This is a genomic window from Polymorphobacter sp. PAMC 29334, from assembly GCF_019431245.1.
GTDB classification, from domain to species: domain Bacteria; phylum Pseudomonadota; class Alphaproteobacteria; order Sphingomonadales; family Sphingomonadaceae; genus Polymorphobacter_B; species Polymorphobacter_B megasporae.
Genome location: NZ_CP080242.1, coordinates 671742 through 698158 on the forward strand (window position 1 = coordinate 671742; position 26417 = coordinate 698158).

The 26417-nt window shown below is 62.9% G+C and carries 23 protein-coding genes and 2 pseudogenes; 17 read left to right on the forward strand and 8 right to left on the reverse strand.

What is annotated here, in order from left to right; translation table 11 throughout:
• Positions 1 to 446 precede the first annotated feature (446 nt).
• Entirely contained in the window at positions 447 to 761 is a 315-nt protein-coding gene (locus tag KZX46_RS03045; RefSeq protein ID WP_219773844.1) for a hypothetical protein, read from the forward strand.
• Between the two features lie 168 nt (positions 762 to 929).
• Here the strand turns inward: KZX46_RS03045 and KZX46_RS03050 are convergent, their stop codons facing one another.
• Positions 930 to 1544: a PEPxxWA-CTERM sorting domain-containing protein gene (locus KZX46_RS03050; RefSeq protein WP_219773845.1), complete on the reverse strand. Its 615-nt coding sequence runs from the start codon at positions 1542 to 1544 to the stop codon at positions 930 to 932.
• Between the two features lie 346 nt (positions 1545 to 1890).
• Between KZX46_RS03050 and KZX46_RS03055 the strand changes: the two genes are divergently transcribed.
• The 5 genes from KZX46_RS03055 to KZX46_RS03075 all read left to right on the forward strand — a co-directional run bounded on the left by KZX46_RS03055 (position 1891) and on the right by KZX46_RS03075 (position 4926).
• The gene (locus KZX46_RS03055; RefSeq protein WP_219773846.1) at positions 1891 to 2133 is read left to right on the forward strand and encodes a hypothetical protein; all 243 of its coding nucleotides are present in this window, start codon (positions 1891 to 1893) and stop codon (positions 2131 to 2133) included.
• A gap of 84 nt (positions 2134 to 2217) precedes the next feature.
• Complete coding sequence (locus KZX46_RS03060; protein ID WP_219773847.1) at positions 2218 to 2367, forward strand: hypothetical protein; 150 nt, start codon at positions 2218 to 2220, stop codon at positions 2365 to 2367.
• Positions 2339 to 2491, forward strand: coding sequence for a hypothetical protein (locus KZX46_RS03065; protein ID WP_219773848.1), 153 nt, complete (start codon positions 2339 to 2341; stop codon positions 2489 to 2491). The genes KZX46_RS03060 and KZX46_RS03065 overlap by 29 nt, the downstream gene beginning before the upstream one ends.
• A 506-nt stretch (positions 2492 to 2997) precedes the next feature.
• Entirely contained in the window at positions 2998 to 3510 is a 513-nt protein-coding gene (locus KZX46_RS03070; protein WP_219773849.1) for a hypothetical protein, read from the forward strand.
• 159 nt (positions 3511 to 3669) lie between these two features.
• On the forward strand, positions 3670 to 4926 hold the full coding sequence (locus KZX46_RS03075) for a diguanylate cyclase (RefSeq protein WP_219773850.1): 1257 nt from the start codon (positions 3670 to 3672) through the stop codon (positions 4924 to 4926).
• Between the two features lie 271 nt (positions 4927 to 5197).
• On the opposite strand, the gene KZX46_RS03080 is transcribed toward KZX46_RS03075, so the two are convergent.
• A complete protein-coding gene (locus KZX46_RS03080; protein ID WP_219773851.1) occupies positions 5198 to 5770 on the reverse strand; it encodes a helix-turn-helix transcriptional regulator in 573 nt (190 codons plus the stop codon).
• Between the two features lie 198 nt (positions 5771 to 5968).
• Here KZX46_RS03080 and KZX46_RS03085 point away from each other — a divergent pair, with 198 nt between their 5' ends.
• From KZX46_RS03085 to KZX46_RS03095, 3 genes are all read left to right on the forward strand, one after another.
• Positions 5969 to 6580: a GntR family transcriptional regulator gene (locus KZX46_RS03085; RefSeq protein WP_219773852.1), complete on the forward strand. Its 612-nt coding sequence runs from the start codon at positions 5969 to 5971 to the stop codon at positions 6578 to 6580.
• 296 nt (positions 6581 to 6876) lie between these two features.
• Positions 6877 to 7572 (forward strand): lasso peptide biosynthesis B2 protein, encoded by a 696-nt coding sequence (locus KZX46_RS03090; protein ID WP_219773853.1) that lies wholly within the window; start codon positions 6877 to 6879, stop codon positions 7570 to 7572.
• On the forward strand, positions 7572 to 9314 hold the full coding sequence (locus KZX46_RS03095; RefSeq protein WP_219773854.1) for an asparagine synthase C-terminal domain-containing protein: 1743 nt from the start codon (positions 7572 to 7574) through the stop codon (positions 9312 to 9314). The genes KZX46_RS03090 and KZX46_RS03095 overlap by 1 nt, the downstream gene beginning before the upstream one ends.
• On the opposite strand, the gene KZX46_RS03100 is transcribed toward KZX46_RS03095, so the two are convergent.
• The 6 genes and pseudogenes from KZX46_RS03100 to KZX46_RS03125 form a co-directional block, all read right to left on the reverse strand.
• On the reverse strand, positions 9277 to 11715 hold the full coding sequence (locus KZX46_RS03100; RefSeq protein WP_219773855.1) for a prolyl oligopeptidase family serine peptidase: 2439 nt from the start codon (positions 11713 to 11715) through the stop codon (positions 9277 to 9279). The genes KZX46_RS03095 and KZX46_RS03100 overlap by 38 nt on opposite strands.
• Before the next feature lie 77 nt (positions 11716 to 11792).
• Positions 11793 to 12758: a TonB-dependent receptor domain-containing protein gene (locus KZX46_RS03105; RefSeq protein ID WP_226895914.1), complete on the reverse strand. Its 966-nt coding sequence runs from the start codon at positions 12756 to 12758 to the stop codon at positions 11793 to 11795.
• A 1256-nt stretch (positions 12759 to 14014) separates the two neighbouring features.
• Positions 14015 to 14869, reverse strand: a pseudogene (locus tag KZX46_RS22680) (TonB-dependent receptor plug domain-containing protein); the annotation flags it as partial.
• 39 nt (positions 14870 to 14908) lie between these two features.
• On the reverse strand, positions 14909 to 15886 hold the full coding sequence (locus tag KZX46_RS03115) for a FecR domain-containing protein (RefSeq protein ID WP_219773858.1): 978 nt from the start codon (positions 15884 to 15886) through the stop codon (positions 14909 to 14911).
• Between the two features lie 12 nt (positions 15887 to 15898).
• Positions 15899 to 16459 carry an RNA polymerase sigma factor gene (locus KZX46_RS03120; RefSeq protein ID WP_216710758.1) on the reverse strand — a complete coding sequence of 187 codons (561 nt, stop codon included), beginning with the start codon at positions 16457 to 16459 and terminating at the stop codon, positions 15899 to 15901.
• Positions 16460 to 16826: 367 nt separating this feature from the next.
• The gene (locus tag KZX46_RS03125; protein ID WP_219773859.1) at positions 16827 to 17780 is read right to left on the reverse strand and encodes a HEPN domain-containing protein; all 954 of its coding nucleotides are present in this window, start codon (positions 17778 to 17780) and stop codon (positions 16827 to 16829) included.
• 466 nt (positions 17781 to 18246) lie between these two features.
• Here KZX46_RS03125 and KZX46_RS22685 point away from each other — a divergent pair.
• From KZX46_RS22685 to traC, 8 genes and pseudogenes are all read left to right on the forward strand, one after another.
• Positions 18247 to 18562 (forward strand): annotated as a pseudogene (locus KZX46_RS22685) (hypothetical protein).
• A 37-nt stretch (positions 18563 to 18599) separates the two neighbouring features.
• Positions 18600 to 18887 carry a type IV conjugative transfer system protein TraL gene (traL, locus tag KZX46_RS03135; protein ID WP_219773861.1) on the forward strand — a complete coding sequence of 96 codons (288 nt, stop codon included), beginning with the start codon at positions 18600 to 18602 and terminating at the stop codon, positions 18885 to 18887.
• A 6-nt stretch (positions 18888 to 18893) separates the two neighbouring features.
• A complete protein-coding gene (locus KZX46_RS03140; RefSeq protein ID WP_219773862.1) occupies positions 18894 to 19463 on the forward strand; it encodes a type IV conjugative transfer system protein TraE in 570 nt (189 codons plus the stop codon).
• On the forward strand, positions 19460 to 20269 hold the full coding sequence (locus tag KZX46_RS03145; protein WP_219773863.1) for a type-F conjugative transfer system secretin TraK: 810 nt from the start codon (positions 19460 to 19462) through the stop codon (positions 20267 to 20269). Before KZX46_RS03140 ends, KZX46_RS03145 begins: the two co-directional genes overlap by 4 nt.
• A gap of 3 nt (positions 20270 to 20272) precedes the next feature.
• Entirely contained in the window at positions 20273 to 21712 is a 1440-nt protein-coding gene (locus KZX46_RS03150) for a TraB/VirB10 family protein (protein WP_226895835.1), read from the forward strand.
• The gene (locus KZX46_RS03155) at positions 21709 to 22542 is read left to right on the forward strand and encodes a DsbC family protein (protein WP_226895836.1); all 834 of its coding nucleotides are present in this window, start codon (positions 21709 to 21711) and stop codon (positions 22540 to 22542) included. The genes KZX46_RS03150 and KZX46_RS03155 overlap by 4 nt, the downstream gene beginning before the upstream one ends.
• Before the next feature lie 115 nt (positions 22543 to 22657).
• Positions 22658 to 23860: a hypothetical protein gene (locus tag KZX46_RS03160; RefSeq protein WP_219773864.1), complete on the forward strand. Its 1203-nt coding sequence runs from the start codon at positions 22658 to 22660 to the stop codon at positions 23858 to 23860.
• Entirely contained in the window at positions 23857 to 26412 is a 2556-nt protein-coding gene (traC, locus tag KZX46_RS03165) for a type IV secretion system protein TraC (protein WP_219773865.1), read from the forward strand. The genes KZX46_RS03160 and traC overlap by 4 nt, the downstream gene beginning before the upstream one ends.
• Positions 26413 to 26417 lie beyond the last annotated feature (5 nt).

Genomic DNA, 26417 nt, shown 5'->3' on the forward strand with positions numbered 1-26417 from the left:
ACAAAAGTCGCGAGTGCGAGGACCACCACGGACGTCAAACCGACAACCCATCGCCTGCTCATCATACGGCTTTCTAATCTGCGTCCGGACGTCCAATGTCTTCGCCCGAAGTTCGACATTCACTTTGGGTATTCCTGGCGCTTGAGCCACGCCGGTTAGAGCAGCACGGTTATACATGCTAAACGGCAGCTGGCGACAAGTCCGTTTCGCTGCGGCGAATGCCCTCACCATAGACATTACGAACGCAGTGCGTTGCGCCGGATCTCAGCGGTCTTCAGTGTGGCATTCGTGTCGAGCCATCCCCCTCTCCCGCTGCACTACTGCTGAAGGGTTGGGGTCGACACTGCTTCGCGTATACAAAGGGTCGGGCAAAGCCAATCTTGGACTGATCTCCGCCGGGGTCGCCTATCGCGGGTTTCTGAAGTTGATTTCCGCCCGGCGTGCTTATGCTGACCTATGACCTCGTCACCGATCCCAACGCGATCGCGACCCAGATGCCTGCGATCGTGCAGCACGTGCCCGCCGACGCGGCCAAGTTGATTGACGAGCAGATGAATACTGTCGTCATCGCCGCGACGGGGAAGAAAGGGCTCGCGCCGGAGCTTGTACTGGTCCTGTACGGTGCAATGAAGGGCGCCGGCGCGGTCGCTATCGCGCTTCATGTTACATACAATGTTACCGAGGATCGCAGCTTCATTCGCTCGACGCTGATCAACGCCGCCGTGACGATCGGCGCGGTCTTGGTCGCAGGTAACACTTAAGCGTCGGAATCAGCATTCGATGCGCTCGGCCATTCCGCCGCCGGGCTATCGGCTTTCTTGTCCGGCAGCAATCTCTCTGGGTCGTCCGCGTTTGCAAGTCCAGAAACGCTTTCCCTCGTGAAACAAAAATGTCGGGCCGCAGCAACGCCGCTGCGGCCCGACGATTGATTAAGCGGCAACGACGGCCGGATTGCGGCGCCGCGCGGCGGCACCGACGAGCCCGAAACCGGCAACAAGCATGACCCACGATGCGGGTTCGGGGACTGCGCCCGCGATGGTGTCGAGTTCAAACGAGTTGCTCGAAGACGCAAAGTTTACGCGGTCGATGGCAGCGCCGTCGAAGGCGAAGCTGACGCGACGGTTGTTCGTCGGCGAGCCCTGGCTACCATCGGCCGGGGCTGCGGGAACCTGGCCGCCAGTGAAAGATGCGACAAGGGCCGATCCCGAGAAAAAACTGACAGTATTGTAGTTGTCAATCGAGCCCCAGTAGAAGCTCAGGGCCTTGACCGCAGGCGAGATCGCCAGTGAGGCAATCTGGCCGCCGAGGACTGTCAGATACTGGGTCGTGTCGCCAAGCGGCGCGGCGTATTGGCCGCTCAATGAGCCCGTGGTCAGCTGATAACCGCCACCGAGCCCGGCAGCCGTATCGAAGTTGGTGATCAGGCGTTGGCCAGCCGGAACACCGGCGTCAGGGCCATTGGTGGACGACGCGATCGTCATTGCACCTGCCGGTATAGCGGCGAACATGGCGAGGATCGTGGTGGTGTGAAACAGGCTACGCATACAGACCCCTTCTGGAATTAATAATTCGGTAAGGACTCCTTAAACTCTCTCCACTCAGAGACAAGCTAATGAGTAGTTAACGCATTCGCTGATCGCGAACTTGTCAATGGGCGGGTGGGACCGCCGGAATGATCACACTGCTGCTCAGGTTTCGAAGCGCAGACGATTATGTCCGTAGAGCATCGGTGAAGCGGTCGGGCGGTCGTCAGCAATCAGATGCGCATGTGAGCACCAGGCTTGAATCGATCGAAGACCGAGACGGGTGAGCGGAAGGCGAATTTGTCAGGACAAATAGCGGCAGCATCTCCAGAAATAGTGACGGCGACGGGTGATCGCAGATGGCGCATTGAGGCCTAAGGTAAACGACGTTTCATGTATCGCATCGACCCGCGCGACGGTCTCCTACACGCTAACACTGCTGTTCATCCTTGCCCTTGATGCGGTGCTGATCACGGTGAAATCGCTCGCCGTCGCCGGATCGCGGCGGCTTAGCGCGCTGCAGTCGATCGTCATGGTGCTGAGCGGCGCGGCGATCAATTTGTTTAGGCTATCCGATGAGGGCGAGCGTGAGGCCGCCGACGCTAAGTAGGCGGAGGTCAGGGCGCGACTGGGGACGATCGACGCGGTCCTCGTCGACATCGACCATTTCGATGCCACCGGCGAAGACCCGACGATGATCGAGGCGCTACGCCGCCGCCACGGCGGCCGGCGCAAGGACTATGCCGTTACCGCCGACGACGCGGTCAAGGGCAACCCGGTCGCGCAGCTCCAGGCTCGACTGATCGAGGCCGAGCGTGGCGCATCGCCACGCCTATCGCGCTGATGCGATTACCGACGACGCCCGCCGCCGGATCGAACGCGAGCTCGACCCCGACGATGCGCGCAACCCGCACGCGCTCGAGAACGCGACCAGCGATCGTCTCGCCGCGCCCAAATCCGGGAGCTGATCGATCTGTAACGCAAGTCTTCGCCGCTCGCGTGAAAGGCCGACACCATGATGTCTGGTACCTTTGAGACCAGAATGGCTGGCGGCACCAATTTGAGTTTGGGTAGCAACATCGATGCATGTCTTCGACGCGCTTGATACCGACCCAGATGGTGCGTGCCTGCAACGATTGCGAAGCCCTCACGATATGAGAATCCTGAATTACTGTGCCAAAGTCTGGGTCAGAATGTACAAGACCGATCCGAGCCGAATTGGTCGGCAATCAAAATCATATCCGAGTTGCTGCCGATCGTAACGGAGACGGGATATTATATATTGCTCGCGCCGGCCGTCTCGACGTTCCGCCTAGGTGTCAGTGGTGACACTTTACCGAAAGTCGTGGGTAAAGTGTCACCAGCGACACATCATTGTCAGTTGGTCGCAAATCCGACTCGTCGTGACTCAAACGGGATTCACTTCGGCGCGATAAGCGCCCTTCGTCCCGTGAGAACATTACGGGGACGCCTTATGGAAATCGCAAACACGACACGGATGATCGACGTATGTGATATTCTTCTAAAATTGTCGGTCACTTCGGCGCGCCCGAGATACGCTTTCCTCGTACTCACTCTGATCTCGGAAGCGGCAGATGCCGCTGGCCGGGCAGGGCCGTTGGTTGTCGACGGCAATCATGAGCGCTTGCTTCGAGATTGGCTCAGCGATGCACTATCCCCGCTTGTGCGAAGCGAGCGGAGGAATCTCTTGAGGCAACGTATTATTGCGCGCCTTGCGGCAGATTTGCCGGAAGATCCGATCATCGCCGAAGCCATCGTGTCGGCTGCGGTCGACGACCAGGTTCGCGCGTCGAGTAAGACCAACATCAGCCGTGCTGTCGGCGATCTCCTTCGAGCTGGCCTGGTGCGCCGCCACTATGCGGGTTGGCGGACCAATCATCAAAATCGCGGTGGCCGGCGATCGGCCGTGTATACCGTCGAAGCCGGAACGCTCGCCGCGCTCCGTCGACGTTCGATGTTAATCTAAGAACTACAGGCGGTATCACGCCAGCGTTATGCACGATTCCGCACGACGGCGCGTCGCAGGCAAGCTATCGAGCGAAAGCACCCGCGAGGTTCAGCTTATTTCTAACGAAACATCGGCGGACGATCTGCCTCATCTGGTCGGTCGTGAGCATCGCATTTGATGCCTCAAGCTTTGCTTCCGCTGATCATGAACGCCCTCGTTGCGGCGATGTTCGTCGCAAGCTTTCTGACGATTGCTTATTTAAATCCAGCTGCAGCAAAAGCGCGTTGGCTGGCGCTCAGCTACGCCTTTGGTGCCCTCACGCCGGTCTCTGAACTGGCGATTTTGCACGGAGCTTGGGGTGAGCCGCTGACGATGATTTCGTCGGGCAGCCTTCTTATTGGGCTCGTCGTCATGTCGCCAGCACTCTCGCTTTTCTACGGCAAGCGACCAATGTTGATTGTTGCGACTTCGATCATTGTGGCGGGGTTATCGTACCGGTGGCTGACGTGGGACGCGACGCGCGGATCGTTCTGGAATGAGATGGCCTTCCAGGTGTTTTTTGCGTTGGCATCAGGCCTTTGCGCCATCACCGTCAGACGGCACGCGCCTCGGTCAGCACTGAACACTGTTTTGTTCGGCATTTTCGTGCTGACGAGCTTACATTTCCTCATAAAGCCGTTCGCAGCTAGCCATTTTGGCACCGGGTCAACGAAGCAGGCTTACGCCGGATCGCTCTATGCGGTGATTTCGCAAATGACCACTGGCGTCCTGTTGATCGCGGGTGGGCTGATTTTGCTCATCACCGTTCTGCAGTCGGTCGTTCAGGCCAATCATGCTCTGGCCCACTCGGATCCGCTGACTGGCCTTCCCAACCGACGCGCGCTCCAGAAGTCGTTCGAGATGATAAAGTTGCAGCGGAGGGGCTCGGAAACGCCTGTATCGATTGCCATCGTCGACATCGACAACTTCAAGAGGATCAACGATCGGCTGGGACACGATGTCGGTGATGACGTCTTGCGCGCGGTGGCGACGTTATTGGATCACAACCGACCCGCGATCGCCAGCGTGGCCCGTATTGGCGGTGAGGAATTCGCGCTCGTCCTCCCCGAGCAGAACGAGCAGGGCGCGTTCCTCATATGCGATGCTCTCCGGCTGCTGATCGCCGAAATTCGAATGCCCGGCGTGCCGCAAATCACGGTAAGCATCGGCGTTACGCAGGCGCTACACGACGAGTTGTTGACCGACAGTCTCCGATGCGCGGATCGGGCATTGTACCAAGCAAAGCGAGCCGGACGGAACCGGTGCGAGCTCGCTGGACAACGTGTAATTACACCGCTGGGAACCGAGAACGGACTGAATAATCATACCAACGGCCCGCATCAAAGCGGCCTTGCTCGATCACCGCTTCAGTTAAATCTGGGTAATGATATCTGAAAGGTTTTGTCGGCTATACTGACGCGATTGCGACCGATGCCGATCTGCTCTTCCGGCGTATATATTAGCGTCGAAAAGGGACGCTCTCCTCCTCTGCGCAATCTTAAGAAATATTGGACAAGCTGCTGTAATAGGCGACGCGCACGGCATCGATCGGGGTTTATCAACATGTTGATGGGCGTACAACGACATGGATCTGATCAGTTTAGATGGGGTCCTGCTTCGACAATCAATAGTATCGTCATACGATGATGACGCCCGTCGCGCGAGCTTATCCAGCCTGGCGCCGCCGCAACAAAGCGGACAATGGGACCGAACCTGCCATCCGTTCAGACCGCTGGCTCAACCACGTCTCGGCGAAGATGTCGCGTTTGCGGAAATGTTCGACCAGTTCGCGCGTGGCCCGGGTGAAGGTCGCGATCAACGCTCCCGTTTCCAGGTATCCAATGTCGGGGCCTAGTTCATCGGCGAGTTCGTCGACGACCATCATCATGATCGTCATCAGTTTATTGTCGGCGCACCAAGTCGCGAACTCAGGCCGCCCAAGTGGCAGGACAGCGATCAAGGCGACCGGGTCCGAATTCGTCGCCTTGGCAAAGCTGGCGATGCGCTCGAATGTCAATGGTCCATGGCCGGCCTCGAATCGCTCATAGGTTCGTAGCGGGAGTGCCATCGCCCTAGCGACCTCGCTCGCTCGCATCCGACGCTTGCTGCGGATCGCGCGCATGGCCGCCGACAGCAGGATCGTGTGGTCGCGATTGGTGGAAAATAAATCCATTGCATTAATCTCTCTGGTGAGACCCTTCGATATAGACGACATGATCGAGATCGTTGCGCAAGCCAAAGTAGCCCGCTCCGCCGCGCGAGGGATTTAGCCCGTTCTACGGCGGCGGACAGTGCGACGTTCCGCGAGATTATTTGGGCACCAGGTGTCGCGATCGCGTCAGAAAGTGGCGGGAGCGAAATTTCCGCCGAATATAGCTGGCGTATCCCAGCCGGTTGCTCGCCCGGTCACCGCCGGCTCTCGGTCGGCGGAGGATATATGGCGAAATACAAGACTGAAACGACGCCGCGGTTCCGGGTTTTCTCGTTCCTCGCGCAAGCGCTTGCCGAGGGCGTATTTCGCCCCGGCGAATTTATCCGGATCGCGGACGTTGCGCGTGATCTTGGCCTGAGCGGCACGCCGGTTCGCGAGGCGCTCTGTCGCCTAGCCGGTGCCCGGCTCGTCGAAGACCGCCAACGCGAAGGCTTTTGCCTCGTGCGGCTGACCCGCGACGAGGTTGCGGCCGCCTATGATCTCGAAGCGCATGTCTACAACCGCATCATCGACGGTCTTGAGGCCGAACAGCTCCCTGATGTCCCGACGTCCCCGGGCCGGGACTCCACAGGGGTGGGGCCACCGATCGCCTTTCAGATCCTGCAGCAGATGACGGCCAATGCGCTACTGCGGGCGCAAGCAATCGATCTCGGCGCCCGTCTCGCCCCGTATCGGCGGCATGAGACCGACGTCATCGCCGACGCTCGCGCCGACACGCTGCGTCTTGATCAAGCGGTTACGATTGGCGACTGGCAAGGCGTCCGGATTGCCCTCAAGCAATATGTCGACCGGCGCGTCGCAGCGGCGCACCGTCTGCAGGATGCCGGATCGCGCTGAGGCGGTACCACGTTGTCGAAACCTCATCAGATATAGTTTGGATATAGGTTGGGAAGGTTGCTTTCTGACTAGGCCGCAATGAGGCGGCAGTTACACGGAGAAGGCAAATGACAAAGAAGGGAAAGGTCCGGCTGACCCGGATTGGCTCGCTCAAGCGCGATACGCGCGCGAGTTTCGTCGGTGATCTCGCCGAAGGTGTGATCCGCTATCAGCAGCCGTAACGCGCCGGTGCCGGTCGCGCGCGACCGGCACCGTTTGCCGCAGATTGCCGCCCGGACCGACTGGACCAATCGAGCATGACTGAAATCAGTGCTGCCGGAATTTTCGCGGTCCGCCTCGGCGACGATGTGGTCTTTCTCGACGTTGCGACCGATACATATTCGTGCGTCCTCAGTGAGACGGATGACGCCCGCGGCAGCGGGCCTTTTGACTCTCTCACCCCGGATCAGATTGCCGGGCTCGTCACTGAAGGGCTGCTTACCGATGCGGCCGACTTGCCTGGTCAGGATGCGGTCGCCATCCTGAATCGTCGCCGATGGTGTGATTTACCCGCGCCGAGCCGGCGACGGCCGCTTGGCATCGGGGACTGGCTTACCTTCGCGCGCGCGCAGGGCTCGGCCGCGCGACTTTTACGCGGCGACAGTCTAGCGCCTGCCCTCGCTGCTGCTGAGCGGCTCGCGGCTGCGCCCTCTCGCCAAGCGGGGATGAGCGGCAACTCGAGCACGTCGATCGCCAAGATTGCATCAGCGGTTGCACGCTTCGACGCGATGGCGATCTGGCTGCCGCAAAGAGCCGCGTGTGTCGCGCATGCCCTCGCGCTGATGCATTTTCTGTGGCTGGAAGGCATTGCAACCGATTGGATCTTCGGCGTCCACCTATATCCTTTTCGGGCGCATTGCTGGCTGGCAGCGGGCGAGCATGTCGTCGGAGATGCAAGCCACCGGGTCCTCGCCTTCGCGCCGATCATGGCCGTTTCTTCCAGGCGTCGGTGATGGACTTTGCGGCGGCATATTGGCCATTTGACGACCCCGCCGGCGCGGCGGTCGGCGTGCGCTTGCGGATTGCCCGACCGCCGGGGTGGCGCATAGTCGTCGATCTCCCTGGTGCTTTTGTCGCGGTCGATGACGACTTGGCGCGCAACAGGATTGGCGTGCCGCTCGACGACGGCCGGGGTGTGATCATCGGCCAACTGTTCGACCGCGCGGCCACGGAGGCGGGTACGGTGGCCACCGTCGATCCAAGCGCCTGGCGGGGCACCGACGCCATTGCAATCGGGCAAAAACTCCTGCGTCAGGCCTGGGGTGCCTATGTCGTCATCGTTCCCGGCCTCGGCCATGCAACGCTCGACATCGTTCGCGACCCGCTCGGGGCGCAGGACTGTGTGACGTGGCAGGCGGGACCGGTCCGGCTTGTCGCGTCGGGAGCGGCGTATCCTGCCGACATCGCCCCACCGTCGCCACTGGCGATCGACTGGGCGACTGTCGCGCTGCAGCTCACCGTGCCGGTGCGCGTCAGCGAGGCGGTCGCGCTTACTGCTATGGTCGCGGTTGAACCAGGGAGCCTCTGTCAGATCGCTGACGGCCGGATCAGGCAGCGGTCGCTTTGGCGCCCCGCAGACTATTGTTCGCCGCTCCAGCTCCCGACACCTGCTGCCCTCGAACAAATGATCGATGCCTGCGTCGCCGCATGGGCAAGCAGTTATATGAGACCGGTTGCCGAACTTTCAGGCGGGCTCGACTCATCGATTGTCGCCAGCGCACTCCAGCAATGTCCGACGAAGCCCGTCCATTGGTTTACGTATTTCGGGGAGGCGCCCGAGGCTGACGAACGAAGCTTTGCCCGAGCGACGGCATTGCGGCTCGATCTCGCGTTGACCGAAGTTGCGCGGTCAACACGCGCGCTCGTTTCGTCCGACTTCGAATCTCTGGCCGCGGGTTTGCGGCCCGGGATGGCAGGCATGGACATCCATCACGACCGGGACCTCGCTGAACGCGCAGACGATGTCGGTGCCGATGCGATCTTCACCGGGCAGGGCGGCGACGCTGTATTCTTCCAGATGCCGACGGCGGCCGTCGCCGCCGACATACTCGCGAGCGGTGCGTCGCCGATAGCCTTTGCCCGCGCGGCGATCCGCGCTGCGCATTGGACGCGATCGAGCGTGTGGTCGGTCGCGGCGTTGGCGCTCGCGCGCCGGTTTCCGTTCCCGCCGCCGCGACCGGCGTCGTTCGTCCGCTGTGCGCCGGGCGATCATCATTTGTGGTTCGACGGCTGCGAAAGCGTACCGCCGGCGAAGCGGCTGCAGATCTTCGGCTTGGCCAACAGTCGTGTGTACTTCGGTACGAGCCTACGCTCCCGGCGATGCGATCTCGTACATCCGCTGCTGTCGCAGCCGCTGGTCGAGCTCGTTCTTGCGACCCCGATCGCGCATCTGACCGGCGGCGATCGCGACCGCCGTCTCGCCCGTGACGCGTTCGCCGGGCGGCTCCCTCCGAGCGTGACCGGTCGGCACGGCAAAGGCGATCTCACCGCTTATTACGGCCGACTGGTCGCGCGCAGTCGCCAGTTCCTGCAAGAATATTTATGCGAGGGACACCTCGCCGTGGCGGGATTGATTGACCGTCGCCGGCTTAAGTCGACGCTCGAGCCCGACAATCTTGCAACCTGTGATGCCTATACCGAGATTTTGAGCGCCGCGCTTATCGAATCTTGGCTTCGAATGCGTCGTCATGATTAGGCATGTCGACGGGGTGCCCGGGACCAAGTGTGGTGTCGAACCATGCGAAGATCCGCGTGTAGAGATCGCGGAGATTTGCGGGGCTGGCGACGACATGGCCTTCTCCCCAATAACTGGCCAGCACCACGTCCTTGTCCTGCCGGAACAGCGCCGAAAATAATTCTTCTGCCTGACCGAGCGCGGCGATGTCCTGATCGCCCTGAAGCAAGAGGACCGGAGCCTTGATCGTCTTGACCGCGAATATCGGACTGTTGGCAACGTAGATCGAGGGATTGACCCACGGCGGCACGCCGAGACGTGCCTGACCGGTCTCCGACCAGCCCGCCATCGTTGTTACCGAAAGGCCATCTTCGGGATGAACCCGCCGTGACGGCAGGAATGTGCCGTACGCGCTGATGAAGTCGTAAAGGCCTCCAGACGCAACGATCGACCCAAAGCGCTCCGTCTGCGCGGCGATCGCAATTGCCGCGGAAGCGCCGAAGCTGTGACCCCAAATTGCGACCCTCGACCCGTCGATATCGTCACGCTGATCGACTTGGTCGAGGAGCGCGAGGACAGCCCTCGTCAGGGCCGCGGCCTGAAGACCGCCGCCCTGAGCACGCGGAAGGCTCGGCAGCAGGACAGCATAGCCCCGACCGGCCAGGACCTGCGCACTGATGCTATCAAGCGGCGCACCGGTTGCCTGATCGCGCGGCGGCAGCGGGCCGAACTCGCGCCCGGGATAGGGGACGACAACCAACGGATATCGTTCCCCCGGTCGGTGGTCAGCCGGCAGGATGAGCCAGCTTGTCAGAGTCTGCCCGTCGGATCCGACACTGACGATCGGTGCCATTCGAGCGCTTTCGACCGACGCGAGATGCACGTTGATTGCTGCAAGCTGGACCGGCGCAAGGTCGGCGCGCGCGAGGAAAAGACGCGACGTTCCGTGCGGGTCGATCTGCTCTATGATCGCCATCGCACGGTGAGGCACGCGAGCGATAGCCGAAGCGCCCACGAGATCAATCTCCAGTGCAGACTCGGGTCGCCCGGGGAAATGAATGATCAGGCCGCCCGACGTCGTCGACCATTCAACAAGCGCATCGAGTTGACTTGGCATGGCGCGCCCCCGTTCGCCGAGCTCGCTTGCCTGGCCGCCGACAATGCGCCCGCCAGGGCGCGACCGCAGGACGGTCAATCGCCGGCTGCGTCCGACCCGAACCAGCTGGTCGCCGTCACGCACGATGATCCCGCCGGGCTCCACTGCGGCGAGCGCCGGCGATACATGCGCGAGCCCCGCGGTGAGCGCCGTCGCGTGCCCATGCTCAAGTGCAAACCAGTCATCGCGCGGTGCGCTCCCGGCCATCGTTGGACGAGCATAGACGACCACCGTTTCCCCGTTCCAGCCCGCATGAATCACCGGCGCAAAGTCAGGGGGGCCGGTCACGACCGGCATAACCGAAGCGCCTCCAGGACGAACAGATTTACCTGTTGTGGCGTCGATCGACACCACGCTGCCCGTGTCCCATGCTGCTCCGTTGCCCCGCGAAAACGCAAGGAGACGACGGCCTCTTGGCGACCAGCTCAGCAGCGACCCGGCATAATCGCAGGACGTGCAGGCCGTGACCATTCGTGATCCGTCCGCATCGACAAGTACAAGGCGTCGCCGCCGTGTCGCCGTACCGACGCCCAGCGCAAGGGTAGTCGGCGCGATGTCGTCGTCGGCGAGTATGACCGCGATCCGACCGGTGGCTGCGGCTTCGAAATCTAAAATTGCGCCCTCGACAATCGTTTGGGTGGAGCCGCGGTCGACGTCGATTGCGACGAGCCGCAGCGCCGACGTCCGCGGCGTGACTGCGCGAAAGCGACCGCTTCCGACGGTAGTGACCGTGACCGCTTGGCCGGTTGCGGCATGCTCCCAGAGCAGCGGCAGGTCATGCTTCGTTTGCCACCCGGCGCGCAGGTAGACCGGTAAATTCCCAGCGGGGTAAATGATTGCTGCGAGACGCGTCTCCGACAGCCATTGTACCGCGCGGCCCTCGCCGGGCAGGCCGGGCGTCAGTCCCAGCCAGCGCGTTGCCGTGGTCGTCAAATCGACCACCCCGAGTTCCCAGGCGCGCCCGCGGAGCCGAGCGACCGCGAGATGACGTCCGCCAGGCGAAAAGGCGAGCGCGACATAGCCGGTCGCCAAGTCAGCGGTCAGCAGCGGTCGAGCTGCCGTAGGCGCGTCGAGATCGACCACCAAAAGCGAGCCGAGCGTCAGCCCCTTATGGGTCTCAAGGTCGAACCGCGGTGCAGTCCCGGCTGCCCGGCGGCGCTCAATGACGAGCCACCGCCCCGTCGGATCGGGCAGGACTTGGGAAAATTGCTCGACGCGGAGAAGATCGTCGACAACGAACGGCCTTGCTAGGGCGGATGGAGCCAAGACAAGCGAGATCAGCACCCATGTCCACACGGCACTTACCCGGCGGCCGCCGCGTGTGGCCCAATCCGGCGATATGCTCACCATTTCTTGGTAATCTGAAGCGACACGAACCGACCGAGCGCATCGGCATTGGCGGCGTCGTAACCGACCCCCGCCGCGGTGTTGACGAACGGTGGGCTTTGATCGGTAAGGTTCTGCACATTGAGTGCGACGGCGATACCGTGCAGCGCGCCGGTCACGCGTTGCGGCGCATAGCGCAGTTGCAGGTCGAACGTTGCCCAGGCAGCAACTGTGCGACCGCCGAGATCGTGATACGCGTTGGCAAAGTTCACGCCAAGCCCTGCACCGACATCCCCTCGCGTCCAATCGCTGCTTAGCCGGCCACGAAGTGCGAGGGGTTTGCCCGCGAGGTTGACGTTGTTCAGACCCGGCGCGGTCGGGGTCAGCTGTTCTCGATAATCGAAAAGGTTCGTTCCGGTTGCTGCGAGATCGAATTGGCTCCGCCCCGACGATACGGTGTACGCGACCGTCCAGTCGATGCCGTCGACGAGCGTGCTGGCGGTATTGACGTAGCGCGCGTCGACGATCGCGCCGATCGTCGACGGCGCATAACTACCATGGATGATCGACGCGGGGTCATTGATCAGGGCGGTAACGCGCGCGAGATCGGCGGCGCTGGTGGTCGGCGACACGATTGTGACGAACGGTACCAGCGCCGGATTGATGAGCGCGTCGGCAAGGTCGTCGAGGGCCGGCCGTCCGATGCGTGAGCGGAAGCTGGTCCGGAACCATGTCGCGCTCATCCGCACGCCGGGCAGCTTGGACGGCGTCAGGTCGATGCCGGCGGTCCATGAATCGGCTCGTTCGGGCCTGAGTTGCGGATTCCCGCCGGCAAGCAGGATCACCGCAGCCTGCCCGGTCGCGGACGACAGCACCGTCCCGCTGATCCGCTCGGCGGTCGTCGTCTGGCGCAGATTCGGTGCGCGAAACGAGGTGCCGAAGCTCGCGCGAAGCTGCGCCCCCGGTGCTGGCGTCCAGACGATCCCGACCTTGGATTCTCCGTCGCACCAAAGTCGCTGTAATTTTCGACGCGTCCGGCAAGGGTCAGGTCGAGCCGGCTCAGTCCCGGCAGCGCCGTGCTCGGGGCGACCAGTGGAACTCTGAGCTCGGCAAAGGCGGCTTCGACGGTACGGGCCGACCGATTTGGCAAGGTGATCGACGGACTATCGGTGAACAGCAGAACCGCGCCGCTCGTGGTGAAGGCTTCGCGTCGGACATTGATCCCGAGCGCGAGCTTGACGGTGCCACCCGGCAGGTCGACGAGCGGGCCGTCAGCATCGACGTTGTAAGTCGTTACCCGGCTCAGACTATCGAACGCCTGATAGCCGCTGCCGACAAAAGAGAGAATTGCTGCGCTGTTGACCGCTCCGTCGCCGAACGGATTGAAAAAACCGTCGCTTGCGGTGCTGTATGACGCGCCAGCCGGAACCGGTGCCGATCCCAGCGCTTCGGCGAGCGATTGGGTGTTGACGATATTGCCAACACGGTTCCGCTCAAGCTGTTGGGCGAAAGCCAAATACGGGCGAACTTTCCATTGATGCCCGAGGCTGACTTCGGCACCCCCGGTGATCCCGATTGTCGCTGCGCTGCCCGTCGTCCGCGACGGGCCAAGTTCGCGGGCAAACGAGTATGCGATCAGGTCATACGGCTGGCCATTGGGCGAAACGAAGAAAGGGTTGGCCGGCGTCGCCACGATGACCGCAGGCGACCCCGTGCCACGAACTGCGAAGCTACGATACGAATAGCGGCCGTCGAGCGATAGGGTAACGCCATCGCCGATGGTCTGAACGACGCGCGCATAGAGGCTGTGGCGATCTTGGCTCGGCAGGAGATCGGTATTGAGCCGTTGGTTCTCGAGATTGACGGTACCGGCGACAAAAGCGCCCGGCGTGAGCATCGTCCCGGTCTGACCAGGCGGAATGGCATAGGCCGGGCCGAAGCTGCCCGTGCCCGGGTCCAAGGCGAGAATATTTCCGGGCTGGCTGTAGAATTGGCGATGATCGGTGCCGCCGAGCGAGCGCAGATCGGCACTTTGCGCATAGGCGCGGGCGGACGAGGCGAGCGCGTCGCGATGATAATATTCGTAGGCGACGAGCGCTGACCCGGTGGGCCAGGTCGTTCCCAGCGTTTGTCCGGCTTGAAGCTCACGGGTGCCGCCGTGCGTGACCATCCCGGTCTCGACGCGGGTGTCGGCCCCCTCGTAGCGATCCTTCAAGATGATGTTGACGACACCACCGGCCGCGTCGGACCCGTAGATTGCCGATGCGCCGTCGAGCAGAATTTCAACGCGGTCGACCACCGACGCCGGTATGCTGGAAATGTCGCCGAACTCGCCCAGCGTTCCGGAGCCCGCGAGGCGGCGGCCGTTGACGAGCACAAGCGTGGCGCCGGCGCCCAGGCCCCGAAGATTAACACCAGTCGCGAGGCTCGCGTTGGTTCCCGAGCCGTCTGCAAGTGTCAACGCGCTTTGTTCACTGGCCGCCCCGCTAAAATTCGCGGGCAACGTCGCGAACGCTTCGGCGAGCGTGGCCCGGCCAAGCCGGTCGAGGTCGGTCCGGGAGATGATCGTGACCGGTGATGCGCTGGAATCGCTACCACGAATATGCGATCCGGTGACGATGATATCGGCGGCAGTCGGCTCGGCAGGCGAAGACGCTTGGCTTGGATTTGCGGCGCGTCTTGACGGTATCGCCAAATACGGTCGCCGGGTCTCCGAGGGTGGAGCCCGATCGAGGACGACGACATTTCCGTGAATGTTGCGAAAGACGATTGCGGTTTCAGCAAGCAGACGCCGCAGCGCATCGTCCGGTGTAAAAACCCCATTCAAGGCAGCGACGCTTTTGCCCGCGACAAGGGGACTACGGTAGAGCAACTGGCGATGGGTCTGCCGGGCGTAGTCCTGCAGTGCACGGTCGAGCGACCCGGAAGCGATGTGCACCGCGATGGTCGTGGTCTCCCCGGCGGCGGCGGCGTTTGATGCGGTTGTTATTGCCACCGCAAAAAGCCCGACGCCGATTGATCCTGTGATGCTCAAATGTTTTCCCCGCGTTGCATCGCGGGCACGTTGCGTGCTGGCGATAAGCAGGAAACGCATCAGCCCCCAGTCAACCCTAAGCCGCTGTGAAACTCTGCTTCAGGTGGTTGAAGTCAAGGTGATGCTACCGTCTGCGTCCTTCACGGCGTGCAATGGAAAAAGTTCGGTGACGGCACCGAGAAACCCGTCGACATCGCCGATCTCGAAACGCCCATCGACCTCAGCGTCCCTGAGGCCCGACGCCTCGAGCCGGATTTTGCGGACGGTGTACCGGTTCATCTCGGCGATGGCGACCGCGAGCGGTGTCTGGTGGAAGACGAGGTGCCCACTCAGCCAATTCATCACCATCTCGATGTCGACATGTCGTGGCGTGTCGTAAGGCACCCGCCCCAGCGTGATTGCTTCACCGGGGTTGAGGAAAACCGCAGGCCGGGCCTCGGCGTCTGGACCGTCGTAGATCCGAACTCTGCCATCGGTGAGGACAACGCGCGTTTCGTTGTCCCGGCGATCGACGTCGAACCGGGTTCCGGTTGCGACGATGCGGCCGCGGTTCGTTCGAACGATAAAGGGTAGCGACGGATCATGCGCGACCTCAAAATAGGCTTCGCCGCGCTCGAGTTCGAGTTGCCGACGCGTCGTATCGACTCGCGCAATCAAGCTGCTATCGGAATTGATGTGAACGCGCGATCCATCGGCCAGCCGGATGAGTTTCTGCTCCCCGACGGCAGTTGCGTATGTTGTCGGGCGGTCAAGGGCAATAAATAGGCCAGCGACCGCCAGCGACGCGACGAGTCCGCCGCTCCAAGCATAAGCTTTTATCGTATCGGCGATGCCACGTTTGCCGCCGCGCGCGAGCGCCGCGCGCGTGGCCTCCGCAATATCGCGGTCTGCGCCGAAGTCCGCTGCTCGACTCCACGCCGACTCGACTTGGTGATAAGCGTGGGCGTTTCGCGGGTCGCGTCGCCACTGGGCGAACGTCTCGAGTGTTTCGGTGTCGATGACGCGGCCGTTAAGCCGAGCCGCCCAGTTGGCGGCTTCGCGCGCGATGCGCTCTGTATCATCCGGGCGGTCAGTCATGGCGACAGTCGCCTAGTCCTTGAGGTGCCGGGCGCAAAGGGCCAACGCCTTGCTCAGCCGCCATTCTACAGTTTTAACCGAAATTGCGAAATGAGCGGCGATATCGTCGTTGCTCATCGAGGTGAAACGGCTGAGCATGAAGACGTCGCGACAGGTCTGTGGCAGGCCAAGAACGATTTTCTTTAACAGCACGTCTGCTTCTTGTGTCGCGGCCGTCGACAGGCGGGCGTCGATGTCATCCCCGTCGCTATCGAGCGACGCGGGCCACCCGCGCACGACGGTCCGACGCATGTGATCGCGGGCGAGGTTCACGGCGATCTGACGCAGGAGCGCACGTGGATGGCGGGAGATGTCGTCGGACGTGTAGCGACCGACGCGGACATACGTATCTTGCACGAGATCTTCGGCATCCGCAGCGAAGCTGCCGAGTGTCCGACGCAACACGCCGGTCAGCCACGCCGCGTGCCGTCGGTACAGCACATCAAGCGACCCGCCCGACATATCGGAGGTCTTTTCCAAGCCAAGCGTTGTATCCGCGTGGGACAGTCCAGGAAGATTAGGTCCGATCGGCATCTTGCCTCCCTCAGGCGACGCAGCTGGATTCCACCGCGCTGGCGGATAAGCTCGTGTCAGGGGAGTGCGCGACCTCGGACGACAACCGCGCAAAACGGCGGGCGCATCGATGGGGTGCGGCCATCCGGCCAGAAGGACGGATGCGTGTGACGCCTGGCTTCGGGATTACTCCCTGCAGAATACCCGGAAAGGGGATGCTGGTCGTCGAATTCTGCGGTGACACCGGGAAATTGGCAAGCCACAAAATCCGTCTTCATCAGATGATGGTCCGATGACGCAGACGGTATCAGCTACGATCAGTTCGAGCGTCATTTGGCACTCGGCGATGTTTGGCTGGCCTATCTCGGCCGACGTTCTGTTTCAATTATCAACAGGCAACGGCTGCTGCGGCACCTCTTGAAGGCGATGCGACCGCGGCTTCGAGCGCCGCAATCCGGTCAACGCAAACGGCATGGACTGCTTGGCCAAGTGCTTCGACGCATTTGCCGAGCCACTCGAGCTCGGCCGCGTCGATCCTATAGTGCTTGGAATAACGCGCCTTGACGTAGGCGTCCTTGAGCTTCTCGAACATCGCCCGGTGCTGGCGGCTCTCGCGCGGCCATGCCGCAATGAGCCGTGCGTCGAGCCGCTCGGCCTGCGAGCGCAGGAAGGCAATATTGTGAACGTGCGGCGTGTAGAAGGTCAGCACAAGGAGGACGCAGTGGTAGAGGCGCTCGGTGGTTTGGTGAAGATCGAACGCTGCATCTTTCAAGAGATGCTCTTGCATCGCAAACTTGGCGAGTTTTTGTCGGCTCATCGCCGCCGGTAGCCACTCCTCGAGATATTCCTTCGCCAGGCAAAGCGCCTGCTCGGGCGTCTTCGGCTTTGGCGTGTGCAGGTCGGTGTCGTCGGCCTGGTAGACGGCGATGCCGTCCTTCGCCACGTCCATGAAGAAGTAGCGCCCGTGGGCGAGCCCGTCGTTCACTTCCTGCAGAGTGTGGACGATGAAGTTGACCGGGGTCCGCAGAGTCTGCGTGATCGACAGCTCTCGGATCAACCGTTCCTCGGCATCGGCCCAGTACGCCACCCGGTCGGTCAGCTCGCCCTGGTTGACGATGATCAGCAGGTCGTAGTCCGACTGATAGCCCTTGGCGGTATGCGGCTCGTCGACCCAACCACCGCGCGCATAGCTGCCGTAAAGAACGACCTTGAGGATCTTGCCCGCCGCTCGCTTGCCGGTGGCATTCGCCTGCGCCAATCCGAACTCTTGGAACAGGATCGCGACAACGCGCTCGAGCTCGCGCTGCTTCGCCGCCGGCAGGTGATCGAGGTTGATTTTCATCGCCCCAAGAATATCAGCACGGCACGGCGGCTTGGCAAGGATGATCGCAGGATCACCAAGCCTTTCCCGATATGAAGCTGCTCTCAACAAGCGTCGCGACGCCAGCAGAATGCCGTATCGCCTGGCCGCGTATATCAGCCGGGATCGGAGCGGAGACGGCAATGTCTGGACACATCGCGAAACACTATTCTGTCCCACTTCAACTGCGACTAAGTCCTGCGGCGAACGCACTCGCAGCGTTACACCGACGAATTTTAGGTCAATCTACGACAAGTTCCGGCGGATCATAGGTCAATCATCGACGCAATTTGCGATAGTAAAGAATACGAACCGAGGAATAACTGCCGATTTTATGTAGATCACCGAAATATCGGTGAGATACGAGCAGTCCTCTTGCGTTATCCTGCCGTTATAGGCGATTTTTTCGTGCAGCCGATGTGGCTGCGATGAGAAAAGGAACGCGAGTATGAATTTTAGTTCATTAGCTCCACGGGGGGGAGGTCGATTTATCGATATAACCGTTGGTGCAGCGGTATGCGCTGTCGCCGCGGCGGCGGCACATGCCGGCGCCGACACCACGTTCGCGCCGGCGTTGACCAAGTTCACCGACTTTCTGGAAGGTTCAGGCGGTAAGATCATCACCGTCATGAGCCTCGCCGGCGGCGTCATCGGTATGGCGTCGGGGCGCTTCAGCCTCGGCCAGATTGCCGTGCCGGTCGGTTGGTGTCGGCGTCGGCACCGGTGTGCCGATCGTCACCGCCGCCGTCACCGCGCTGATCTAAGCGCGGTCTGTCGCAACCCGGAGGGCGGTGACACTTCATGTCGGATCAATATCAGATTCCCCAGCGGCTCGACGATCCCGAGCTCATCGGTCTGTGGACGATCGATGAGTTCCTCGCGATGGTCATCCCGTTTGGTTGGGGCATCCTTTCTCAGCACATCTTTATCGGGATTCTTATTGCAGGGTCGGCGTGGTTTGGTCTGCGAAAAGCAAAGTCAGGCCGAGCTTCGTCGTGGCTGCTGCATGCTGCTTACTGGTATCTGCCGGGATCGTTTGTCCGACTGAAGCTGACACCGCCCTCGCATTGCCGCTTGTTGGCGGGGTGAGGGCACATGCTCGCCGAGATCTCGCACGGCCGTTCGCAATCGCTGCTCAAGCAGCGCAATATGCTCGCGGTCTTCGCCCTGGCGCTGATCAGCATCGTTCTGATGCTGGTCCTCGCGCTGTCGACCAAAGACCGCGAGATGGTGTTGCAGCCGGTGCTGTCGCGTCCGCTTACGCTGTCATCGGCCGGCATCAGCCCTGAGTATTTCGAGCTGGTCACCCGCGATACCGCGGTGATGGTGCTCAACCGGACCCCGTCGGGCCTCGACTACTGGATGGAGCAGGTTCTCAAGGTCGTTCATCCGTCAGCCTACGGCCGGGTCAAGAACGCCCTGACCAAGATCGTCGCCGAGCAGAAGGGCTCCGACGTCGCCCAGGCGTTCGCGATGACGCGAATGACCGTCGATCCCAAGCGTCTCGTGTCCGAAGTCACGGGTACCGTGACGACTTATGTCGGCACCAAGATCATCGCCAGCGATGTGCGGACCTTCCGCTTCCGCTGGTCCTACTCGGGGCTGTCGCTCAGCCTCGTCGAGTTCGGCGAGCTGGTCGCCGATCACGCGGGAGCAGCATCATGAATATTCGCGATGCCGGGATTATCGGCTTCGCCGCCGGCGGCGCAACGTACATCGCCGGCACGCTGGCGGCGGTCGAACCGCGGCTCAAGCTCGCCGGCCTCGGCCTGCTCGCCGTCGGCTCGATGTTCACCACGCGCCCCGCGCTCGCCGATCAATATCGCATGGCGGGCGACAACGCCCGGGTCGAGTGCGTCGCGTCGAAGAAGGATCTGACCCGGATCAGCCTCGTCGGCGACCAGTTCGCCAGCCTCAACAAGGTCGCGACCGGCGTCCCGTACAACGACTTTTCGGTGGTCAACGAGCCCGTGCGCGGCGACATTTATCTGTCGGTCCCCGAGACCTATGCGGCCAAGACGATCAACTTCTTCGCCACGTCGAAGAAGGGCTATGCCTATAAATTCACGTGCACCGTGTCACCGGTCGAGGCGCAACAGGTGTTCGTCACCAACCCGGGTCTCGCGCAGGCGAAGGCGCGGGAGTGGGAAGAACAGACGCCGGTCGAGGAGACCGCGGTCCGTCTGATCGAGGCGATGGCGACCTCGGCAATCGTCGAAGGCTTCGAGGTTCGCCAGCCCAACTCGTCGCCCGCGATAGTCGGATCTCTCTCCATTCGGCTGATCGCCGAGTATCGCGGCGCCAGCCTGCTCGGCAAGGTTTTGCGGGTCGAGAACAAGGGCACCGCACCGGTCACCCTGCACGAGGCCGACCTCGCGCCGCAGGGCACCTACGCCGTCACCATCGCCACGCCCGAGATCGGCCCCGGTCAGTCGACCGTCGCTTATCTCGTCGGCCAGAACGAGAACTGAGCCATGGCCGATCGTGACATGGGTGCGGGCGGCGAGCGCGATGCGAGCGGACGCGCTGCGCGCGGCGGGCTCGGGCGGGGCCGCGTTCCCGATCCGCGCGATCCGCTGGGCGGGGTCAACGCACGGACGAAGAAGCGGCAGGCGATGTGGCTCGCCGGGATCAGCGGTGTCGTTTTGCTGGCCGGCTCGAGCTACATCTTCAGCGGGTCGAGCAAGCCGGTCAAGAATGACCCGTCGCAGCCGCTCGTCACCAAGATCTCAACCGACGACATGGTCGGCAAGAACCTCGCCGACAAGGCGTGGCGCAGCCAGGCCGAGGTCATCCAGTCGGACCAGTCGATGCGGCTGAAGACGATCGAAGGCGAGGTTCCCAAGGTCCAGACGATGCAGCAGCAGATCGCCGATCTGCAGCAGCAAAACGCCGCGATGAAGGCCAATGGCGAGAAGGTGCTTCAGGTCCTCAACAGCGATAACGCCGCCAAGGCGGCGCAGATCGAAGTGTTGCGCAAGGGCGGCGGACCAACCGGTGGCACGCCCGTCGCCGGCGGTGCCGAGCCCTTTCGGGTCGCGGGATCGTCCGCCCCGACCTATGGCCCCGCCGCGGGTGGCTACGACGCCCAGGGTCGACCGATGGTTGCCGGTGCCGCGGGAGCGCCGGGCGGGATGCCGTCGATCGCCGAGGTCAAAACGATCAGCTTCGGCGGGCAGGGGGCAACGGTCGGCGGTCCGAGCGGCAAAGACCCGATCGGGTTCAAGCTCGAGCATCCCGACGCACCGCCGACGGTGGTCGAGGATTCGATCGATTATCTCCCACCCAACTCGTACGCGTCGGCCAAGGTCATCGTCGGCGTCGATGCGTCCGCGGGCGTCCAGTCGCAGACCGATCCGCTTCCGGTGGTGCTGCGCATCACCGGGCCGGCCCGCTCGGTTGTCCAGAACGGTCGTGTCCTGACGACCAAGCTCGAAGGCTGCATCGTCAACGGCGCGGCGCGCGGCGATCTCTCGGCCGAGAAGATCTACGTCAAGCTGGCCAAGATGACCTGCGACCAGCCCGGCGGGCGCGTCGCGGTCAGCGAGGTCAAGGGCTTCATCAGCTTTGGCGGCAAGACCGGCGTTCGGGGCAGGGTGGTCACACGCGAGGGCGGTTTGATCGGTCAGGCATTCCTTGCCGGTATCGCTGGCGGGTTCGGCCGCGCCTTCACCGCCAACACGGACTCGGTGCTGCAGGGCTCGAACGTTACGGTCAATGGGACGCGGCAGCTGCTCGGCCCCGGCGCAATCGCCACCGGCGGCCTCGGCGAGGGTGTGTCGAAGGCCGGCGACATGGTCAGCAAGTATCTGATCGAGCGCGCCGAACAATACCAACCCGTAATCGAGATGCCGACCGGCATCGATGTCGAGATCGTGTTTCTCGACGGTGTTTACGTGAGGAGCAGCAAGTGAACCGTACATCGATTGGGCGGTTCGTCCGCTCGCCGGCAGTCGTCTTTGGTGGTGTCCTCGCGGGCGCGGCCGCGATCGGATTGGTCAGCGGCGTAGTTCCGGCGCTCGCGGCGGGACGGGTCGATATTTCATTGCGCGCCGCGCTCGCCAAGCGTTTGCCGCGGACCAAGATAACTGCGGTCGACTGCAACAAGCTGACGGGTCTGTGTGAGGTTAGCGCTGGCAACACGCTGTTCTACACCGACAAAAATGCCCGCTATCTCGTCATCGGTCGCGTCTACGATATGGAGACGCGGACCGACCTGACCGCGGCGAAGCTCCTCGAACTAAACCCCGACACGCTGCTCGGCGCAGCGGCGCACAACGACCCTGCAACCGGCGAAGGCGGCATTCGCGCTGCGCCGTCCAAGGTTGCGCTGTCCGAACTTCCCGCAGCCGGTGCGATCCGGTGGGGTCCCGCGACCGGCCCCAAGGTCGTCGTCTTCACCGACTTCCATTGCCCGTATTGCATGAAGCTGTCGGAAAGCCTCGGCGCGATCGGCGCGCGCGTCGAAGAGCGCCCGATCTCGGTCCTCGGCACGCGCGCGCTGACCGACAAGGTCTATTGCGCCAAGAACCCGGTCGCCGCGCTCCACGGCGCGTATCGTCACGAAGAGCCGGAGACCGACACCGCGAAGTGCGACGTCTCGGGCCTCGATGCCAACGAGGCGTTCGCCAAGCGGCACATGTTCTCGGGTACGCCGATCGTCGTTCGCGCCGACGGCGCAGTCATCGAGGGCTATCGCCCGGCGGCCGAGCTTGCCGCTTGGCTCAAGGGCGGCGCGGCATGATCCAGCTGGCGATCATGGCTGGCGCGACGATCGGAACGGTCGTCCGGCCCTTCTGGGTCCTGACCGCCGCTGCGCTCGCGGCCGTCGCCGATGTTCTTTTTTCCGGGAGGTGGTGATGCGCGCGTCTCTACGACTGCTTTTGCTCGGTTCGTTCGTGCCGCTCGCCAGTTGCATGACCTCGGGCACCAACATGCACGGCGATTTCGCCTGCCGCGCACCGAACGGCACCTGCGCGCCGATGTCGTCAATCGACGCCAAGGCGGTTGCTGGTATGGGAGCATCCGCGCAGCCGGTCGGCGGTATCGCAGATCCGGCGATGCCGCGCGAGGGCAGGGTGGTCACCGCGTCGACCGATGGCTCGCCCCCGGGACGCACCTCGGATCGTGTCCTTCGCGTCGTCTTCCCTGCGCATATCGATGCCAGCGGCATCTACCATGATGAGTCGACTGCCCACGCGGTGATCGAGCATGGTGGCTGGACCGACAGTCTGACCGGCGGCGCGCGGCGCACCGCCGAAGCGACACAGACCGCTGCGGTCGCACAGCCCGCTGGTCCTGACGGGTCGGCGACGAGCAAGCTCGCATCGCTCGACGAGGTGATCGCGGGCAAGGCGGCAAGTACGCGGAAGAGCGAAGGCGAGGCGGTCGCTGGGTCATTTCCCCCGACGTTGGCGGTCTCGACATCTGTGGTGCCGCGTGCGGCGATCATGCGCTCTGCAAGCGCGATCGACCTTCGCGAAGCGGCGGCAGCAGCGTCGGCACCGCCGGTTGCCGGCCTCGATCCGAACTTCGACACGCCCGATGTCGCCGCTGTGGTCGCCGACCAGACGACGTCTGCGGCAGAGCATTGCACCGGCTATCGCCCGGTCTGGTGGCATGGTCACGCCTATCGCCGTCTCCGCCCTGTACCGTGCTCGACGACTGTCGCTGCAGCCGGAGCTATCTCGACCCCTGGCGGTTCGGTTTCCGCCGCGTCGTCGACGCGCTCGCTCAACCTCGCGCGTCTTGATTCTGCAGCGGCTCCTGTTGTTGCCTTGGGGTCCACTGCGCCAGTGTCATCGCCTCCATCGTCCACGGTTCCCACGCCGGTGGTTGCTCCGACGGCATCTGCGCCCGCGAACAAGGCTGTCGGCTACGCGCCCACGACCGATGCGAACGTCGCTGCAGCCCGCGTCTCGATGCTGACCAGGCCGATTATCGCCGATCAGATCCGTCTCGGTCGCGCCGATGCCATGGCTGCCGCACCCCCGTCGATCGGCCAGTTGCTTGCCGGAAGCGGTGTCACCACGAGCGCGGTCACCGGTGAGACGCCGCAATGAGCATTTTCAGCAAGATCGCCGGTGCCGCCTTCGGGGACCGCGCCGAGCCCGACGCCGAGCGGCCTGTCATCGGTCTCGACATGCTGTCGAGTTTCCTGCCGTACCGGTCGTACGACGCGAAGGATGGCATCTTCCTCAACTCGCGCTCGAACGGTTTTGCGATCGAGATCCCGCCGTTCGTCGGCTCGGACGAGCGCACCGGCGAGGTTCTCGCCCAGTTCTTCCAGGAGGCGATGCCGCAGGGCGCCGACGTCCAAGTCCTGTCATGGTCGAGCCCGCGCATCGCACGCAACATCGGGGCGTGGTTTTTCCCGCGCTACGAGTCGGGGGCGTTCTACCGGCGCATGGCGCGGCACCGCGCCAAGCACTTTTTCAACGGCGTCTGGACTTCGCTGTCGGTCGACGCGCCGTTTCACCTCAAGAACCACCGCGTCATCATCTCGGTGTCGGTCGACCATAAGTCGAAGTCGTCGCGTGAGGAGCTGGTCCAGTGCCGCGACGGGCTCGTCAGCGTGTTGCGCTCGCTCGAGGCGAACGCGACGATCCTCGACCCGGTCGCCCTGATCGCGCTCGTCGACGATCTGACCTCGCCGACGACGGCGAGCGAGGACGAGGCGGTCGACTATAACGAGCTCGATCCGATCGCCGAGCAGGCGGTCCGCCGCGACATTGAGATCCACGTCCACGAGGATCGGCTGATGCTCCGGACCGAGCGGTTTCGGCCGACCGGCGAGAACGATGACGGCGTCGCCGAGATCGGCGAGGTCTATCCCGACACCTTTGACATTCGCCACTTCGGCGTTCGCAACTTCCCGCAGCGCTGGGCACCATGGGAGTGCGCTCGGCTGATCGGCGACCTGTTCTCCGACAAGCTGCGGCTGCCGTGTCCGACCGCGACTGTGCTGTGCCTGCGTTACCCCGATGAGACCAAGTCGAGCGGCAAGGCCGGGTTCAAGGTCATGCGGACGACGAGCCTCGCCGAAAGCCGTGGCGCAAAATACATGCCGAAGATCCGCGAGCAGTCGGCCGAGTGGAAGCATGTCCAGGACCAGCTCGGCGAGGGCCGCAAGATCGTCCGGCTGCACTACGGGATCACGACTTATTCGGTCGCCGACGAGGGTGACACTAACGAGCGGACGCTGAAGTCGATCTACCGTTCCGCCGGGTGGGACCTGATGGACGAGCGGTTCCTGCAGATCCAGGGTCTGCTGTCGGCGTTGCCGATGACGCTCGGCGACGGGCTCGGCGACGACATGGAGCGCCTCAAGCGCTTCAAGACGATGCTGACCTCGACCGCCGCCAACATGGCGCCGATGCAGGGTGAGTATCTTGGTGGGCCGATCGCTCACCTGCTCCTCGTCGGTAGGCGGGGTCAGCCGTTTTTCTGGTCGCCGTTCGAGAACGGTGCGGGCAACCATAACGTCACGATCATGGGCAAGTCGGGCTCGGGCAAGTCGGTGCTGCTCCAGGAGGTCTGCGCCGCGCTGTGCGGGGCCGGGGCCAAGATCGTCGTCATCGACGACGGCCGCAGCTTCATGAACTCGGTCAAGTTGCAGGGCGGGGCATTCATCGAGTTTACGATGTCGTCGGGGTTCTGCCTCAACCCGTTCTCGATGATCGATGCCGAGCGGATCGCCATCGACGAGGACTATAAGCTCGACTGCCTGGCGATGCTCAAGGCGATCGTCGGCCAGATGTGCCGGTTCATCGACAAGCTCAACGACACCGAGCGCGGGCTGATCGACGCCGCGGTCAACCACGTCTGGGACACCCTCGGCAACACAGGATCGGTCCACGACGTCGCCCAGGCCCTTGCCGACGCCAAGAATCGCGATGCCAAAAACTTGTCGCTGGCGATGAGCCCGTTTTGCAAAGGGGGCACTTACGGGGGGTTCTTCGTCGGCCAGTCGACCTTGAAGCTCGAAGCCGATTTCACCGTGTTCGAGCTGAGCGACCTGTCGACGCGCGAGGAGCTGCGCGCCGTCGTCCTGACGACGATCATGTTCATGACCACCCAGATGATGACGTGCACGCCGCGCAGCGTGAAGAAGATGCTGCTGATCGACGAGGCGTGGCAGATGCTCAAGGGCGGCAGCACCGCCGACTTCGTCGAGGCGTACGCCCGGACCTGCCGTAAATATGGCGGTGCGCTGTGCACCGCGACCCAGTCGGTCAACGACTATTACAAGTCGCCCGGGGCGCAGGCCGCGCTTGAGAACTCCGACTGGATGCTCGTCCTCCAGCAGAAGCCCGAGACGATCGCAGACTTCAAGAAGCACGATCGCCTCGAGATGGACGCCGCCACCGAGACAATGATCCGGAGCCTCAAGCGCAACGGCTCGGAATACTCCGAGGTGTTCATCAAGGGTCCTGAGATGCGGGCGCTGGGCCGCCTCGTCCTCGATCCATTCTCGGCTACAGCGTATTCGAGCTCACCCGCGACGTACGCTCGGATCGAGGCGCTGATGGCGCGCGGCATGACCGTCGACGCCGCAGTTGAGGCTGTCGCCTTCCCTGAACAGGAGGTTCGCTATGATATCGCTGCGGAGTAGAGCCG

What these genes read in the sequence shown, in the direction of transcription:
- KZX46_RS03095 (WP_219773854.1), top strand. Translation starts at nt 7,572, where the DNA reads ATGGACTTTGCGGCGGCATATTGGCCATTTGACGACCCCGCCGGCGCG.
- KZX46_RS03150 (WP_226895835.1), top strand. Translation starts at nt 20,273, where the DNA reads ATGGCCGATCGTGACATGGGTGCGGGCGGCGAGCGCGATGCGAGCGGA.
- KZX46_RS03120 (WP_216710758.1), bottom strand. Translation starts at nt 16,459, where the DNA reads ATGCCGATCGGACCTAATCTTCCTGGACTGTCCCACGCGGATACAACG.
- KZX46_RS03145 (WP_219773863.1), top strand. Translation starts at nt 19,460, where the DNA reads ATGAATATTCGCGATGCCGGGATTATCGGCTTCGCCGCCGGCGGCGCA.
- KZX46_RS03075 (WP_219773850.1), top strand. Translation starts at nt 3,670, where the DNA reads ATGCCTCAAGCTTTGCTTCCGCTGATCATGAACGCCCTCGTTGCGGCG.
- KZX46_RS03125 (WP_219773859.1), bottom strand. Translation starts at nt 17,780, where the DNA reads ATGAAAATCAACCTCGATCACCTGCCGGCGGCGAAGCAGCGCGAGCTC.
- traL (WP_219773861.1), top strand. Translation starts at nt 18,600, where the DNA reads ATGTCGGATCAATATCAGATTCCCCAGCGGCTCGACGATCCCGAGCTC.
- KZX46_RS03060 (WP_219773847.1), top strand. Translation starts at nt 2,218, where the DNA reads ATGATCGAGGCGCTACGCCGCCGCCACGGCGGCCGGCGCAAGGACTAT.
- KZX46_RS03090 (WP_219773853.1), top strand. Translation starts at nt 6,877, where the DNA reads ATGACTGAAATCAGTGCTGCCGGAATTTTCGCGGTCCGCCTCGGCGAC.
- traC (WP_219773865.1), top strand. Translation starts at nt 23,857, where the DNA reads ATGAGCATTTTCAGCAAGATCGCCGGTGCCGCCTTCGGGGACCGCGCC.
- KZX46_RS03050 (WP_219773845.1), bottom strand. Translation starts at nt 1,544, where the DNA reads ATGCGTAGCCTGTTTCACACCACCACGATCCTCGCCATGTTCGCCGCT.
- KZX46_RS03115 (WP_219773858.1), bottom strand. Translation starts at nt 15,886, where the DNA reads ATGACTGACCGCCCGGATGATACAGAGCGCATCGCGCGCGAAGCCGCC.
- KZX46_RS03140 (WP_219773862.1), top strand. Translation starts at nt 18,894, where the DNA reads ATGCTCGCCGAGATCTCGCACGGCCGTTCGCAATCGCTGCTCAAGCAG.
- KZX46_RS03085 (WP_219773852.1), top strand. Translation starts at nt 5,969, where the DNA reads ATGGCGAAATACAAGACTGAAACGACGCCGCGGTTCCGGGTTTTCTCG.
- KZX46_RS03070 (WP_219773849.1), top strand. Translation starts at nt 2,998, where the DNA reads ATGGAAATCGCAAACACGACACGGATGATCGACGTATGTGATATTCTT.
- KZX46_RS03160 (WP_219773864.1), top strand. Translation starts at nt 22,658, where the DNA reads ATGCGCGCGTCTCTACGACTGCTTTTGCTCGGTTCGTTCGTGCCGCTC.
- KZX46_RS03045 (WP_219773844.1), top strand. Translation starts at nt 447, where the DNA reads ATGCTGACCTATGACCTCGTCACCGATCCCAACGCGATCGCGACCCAG.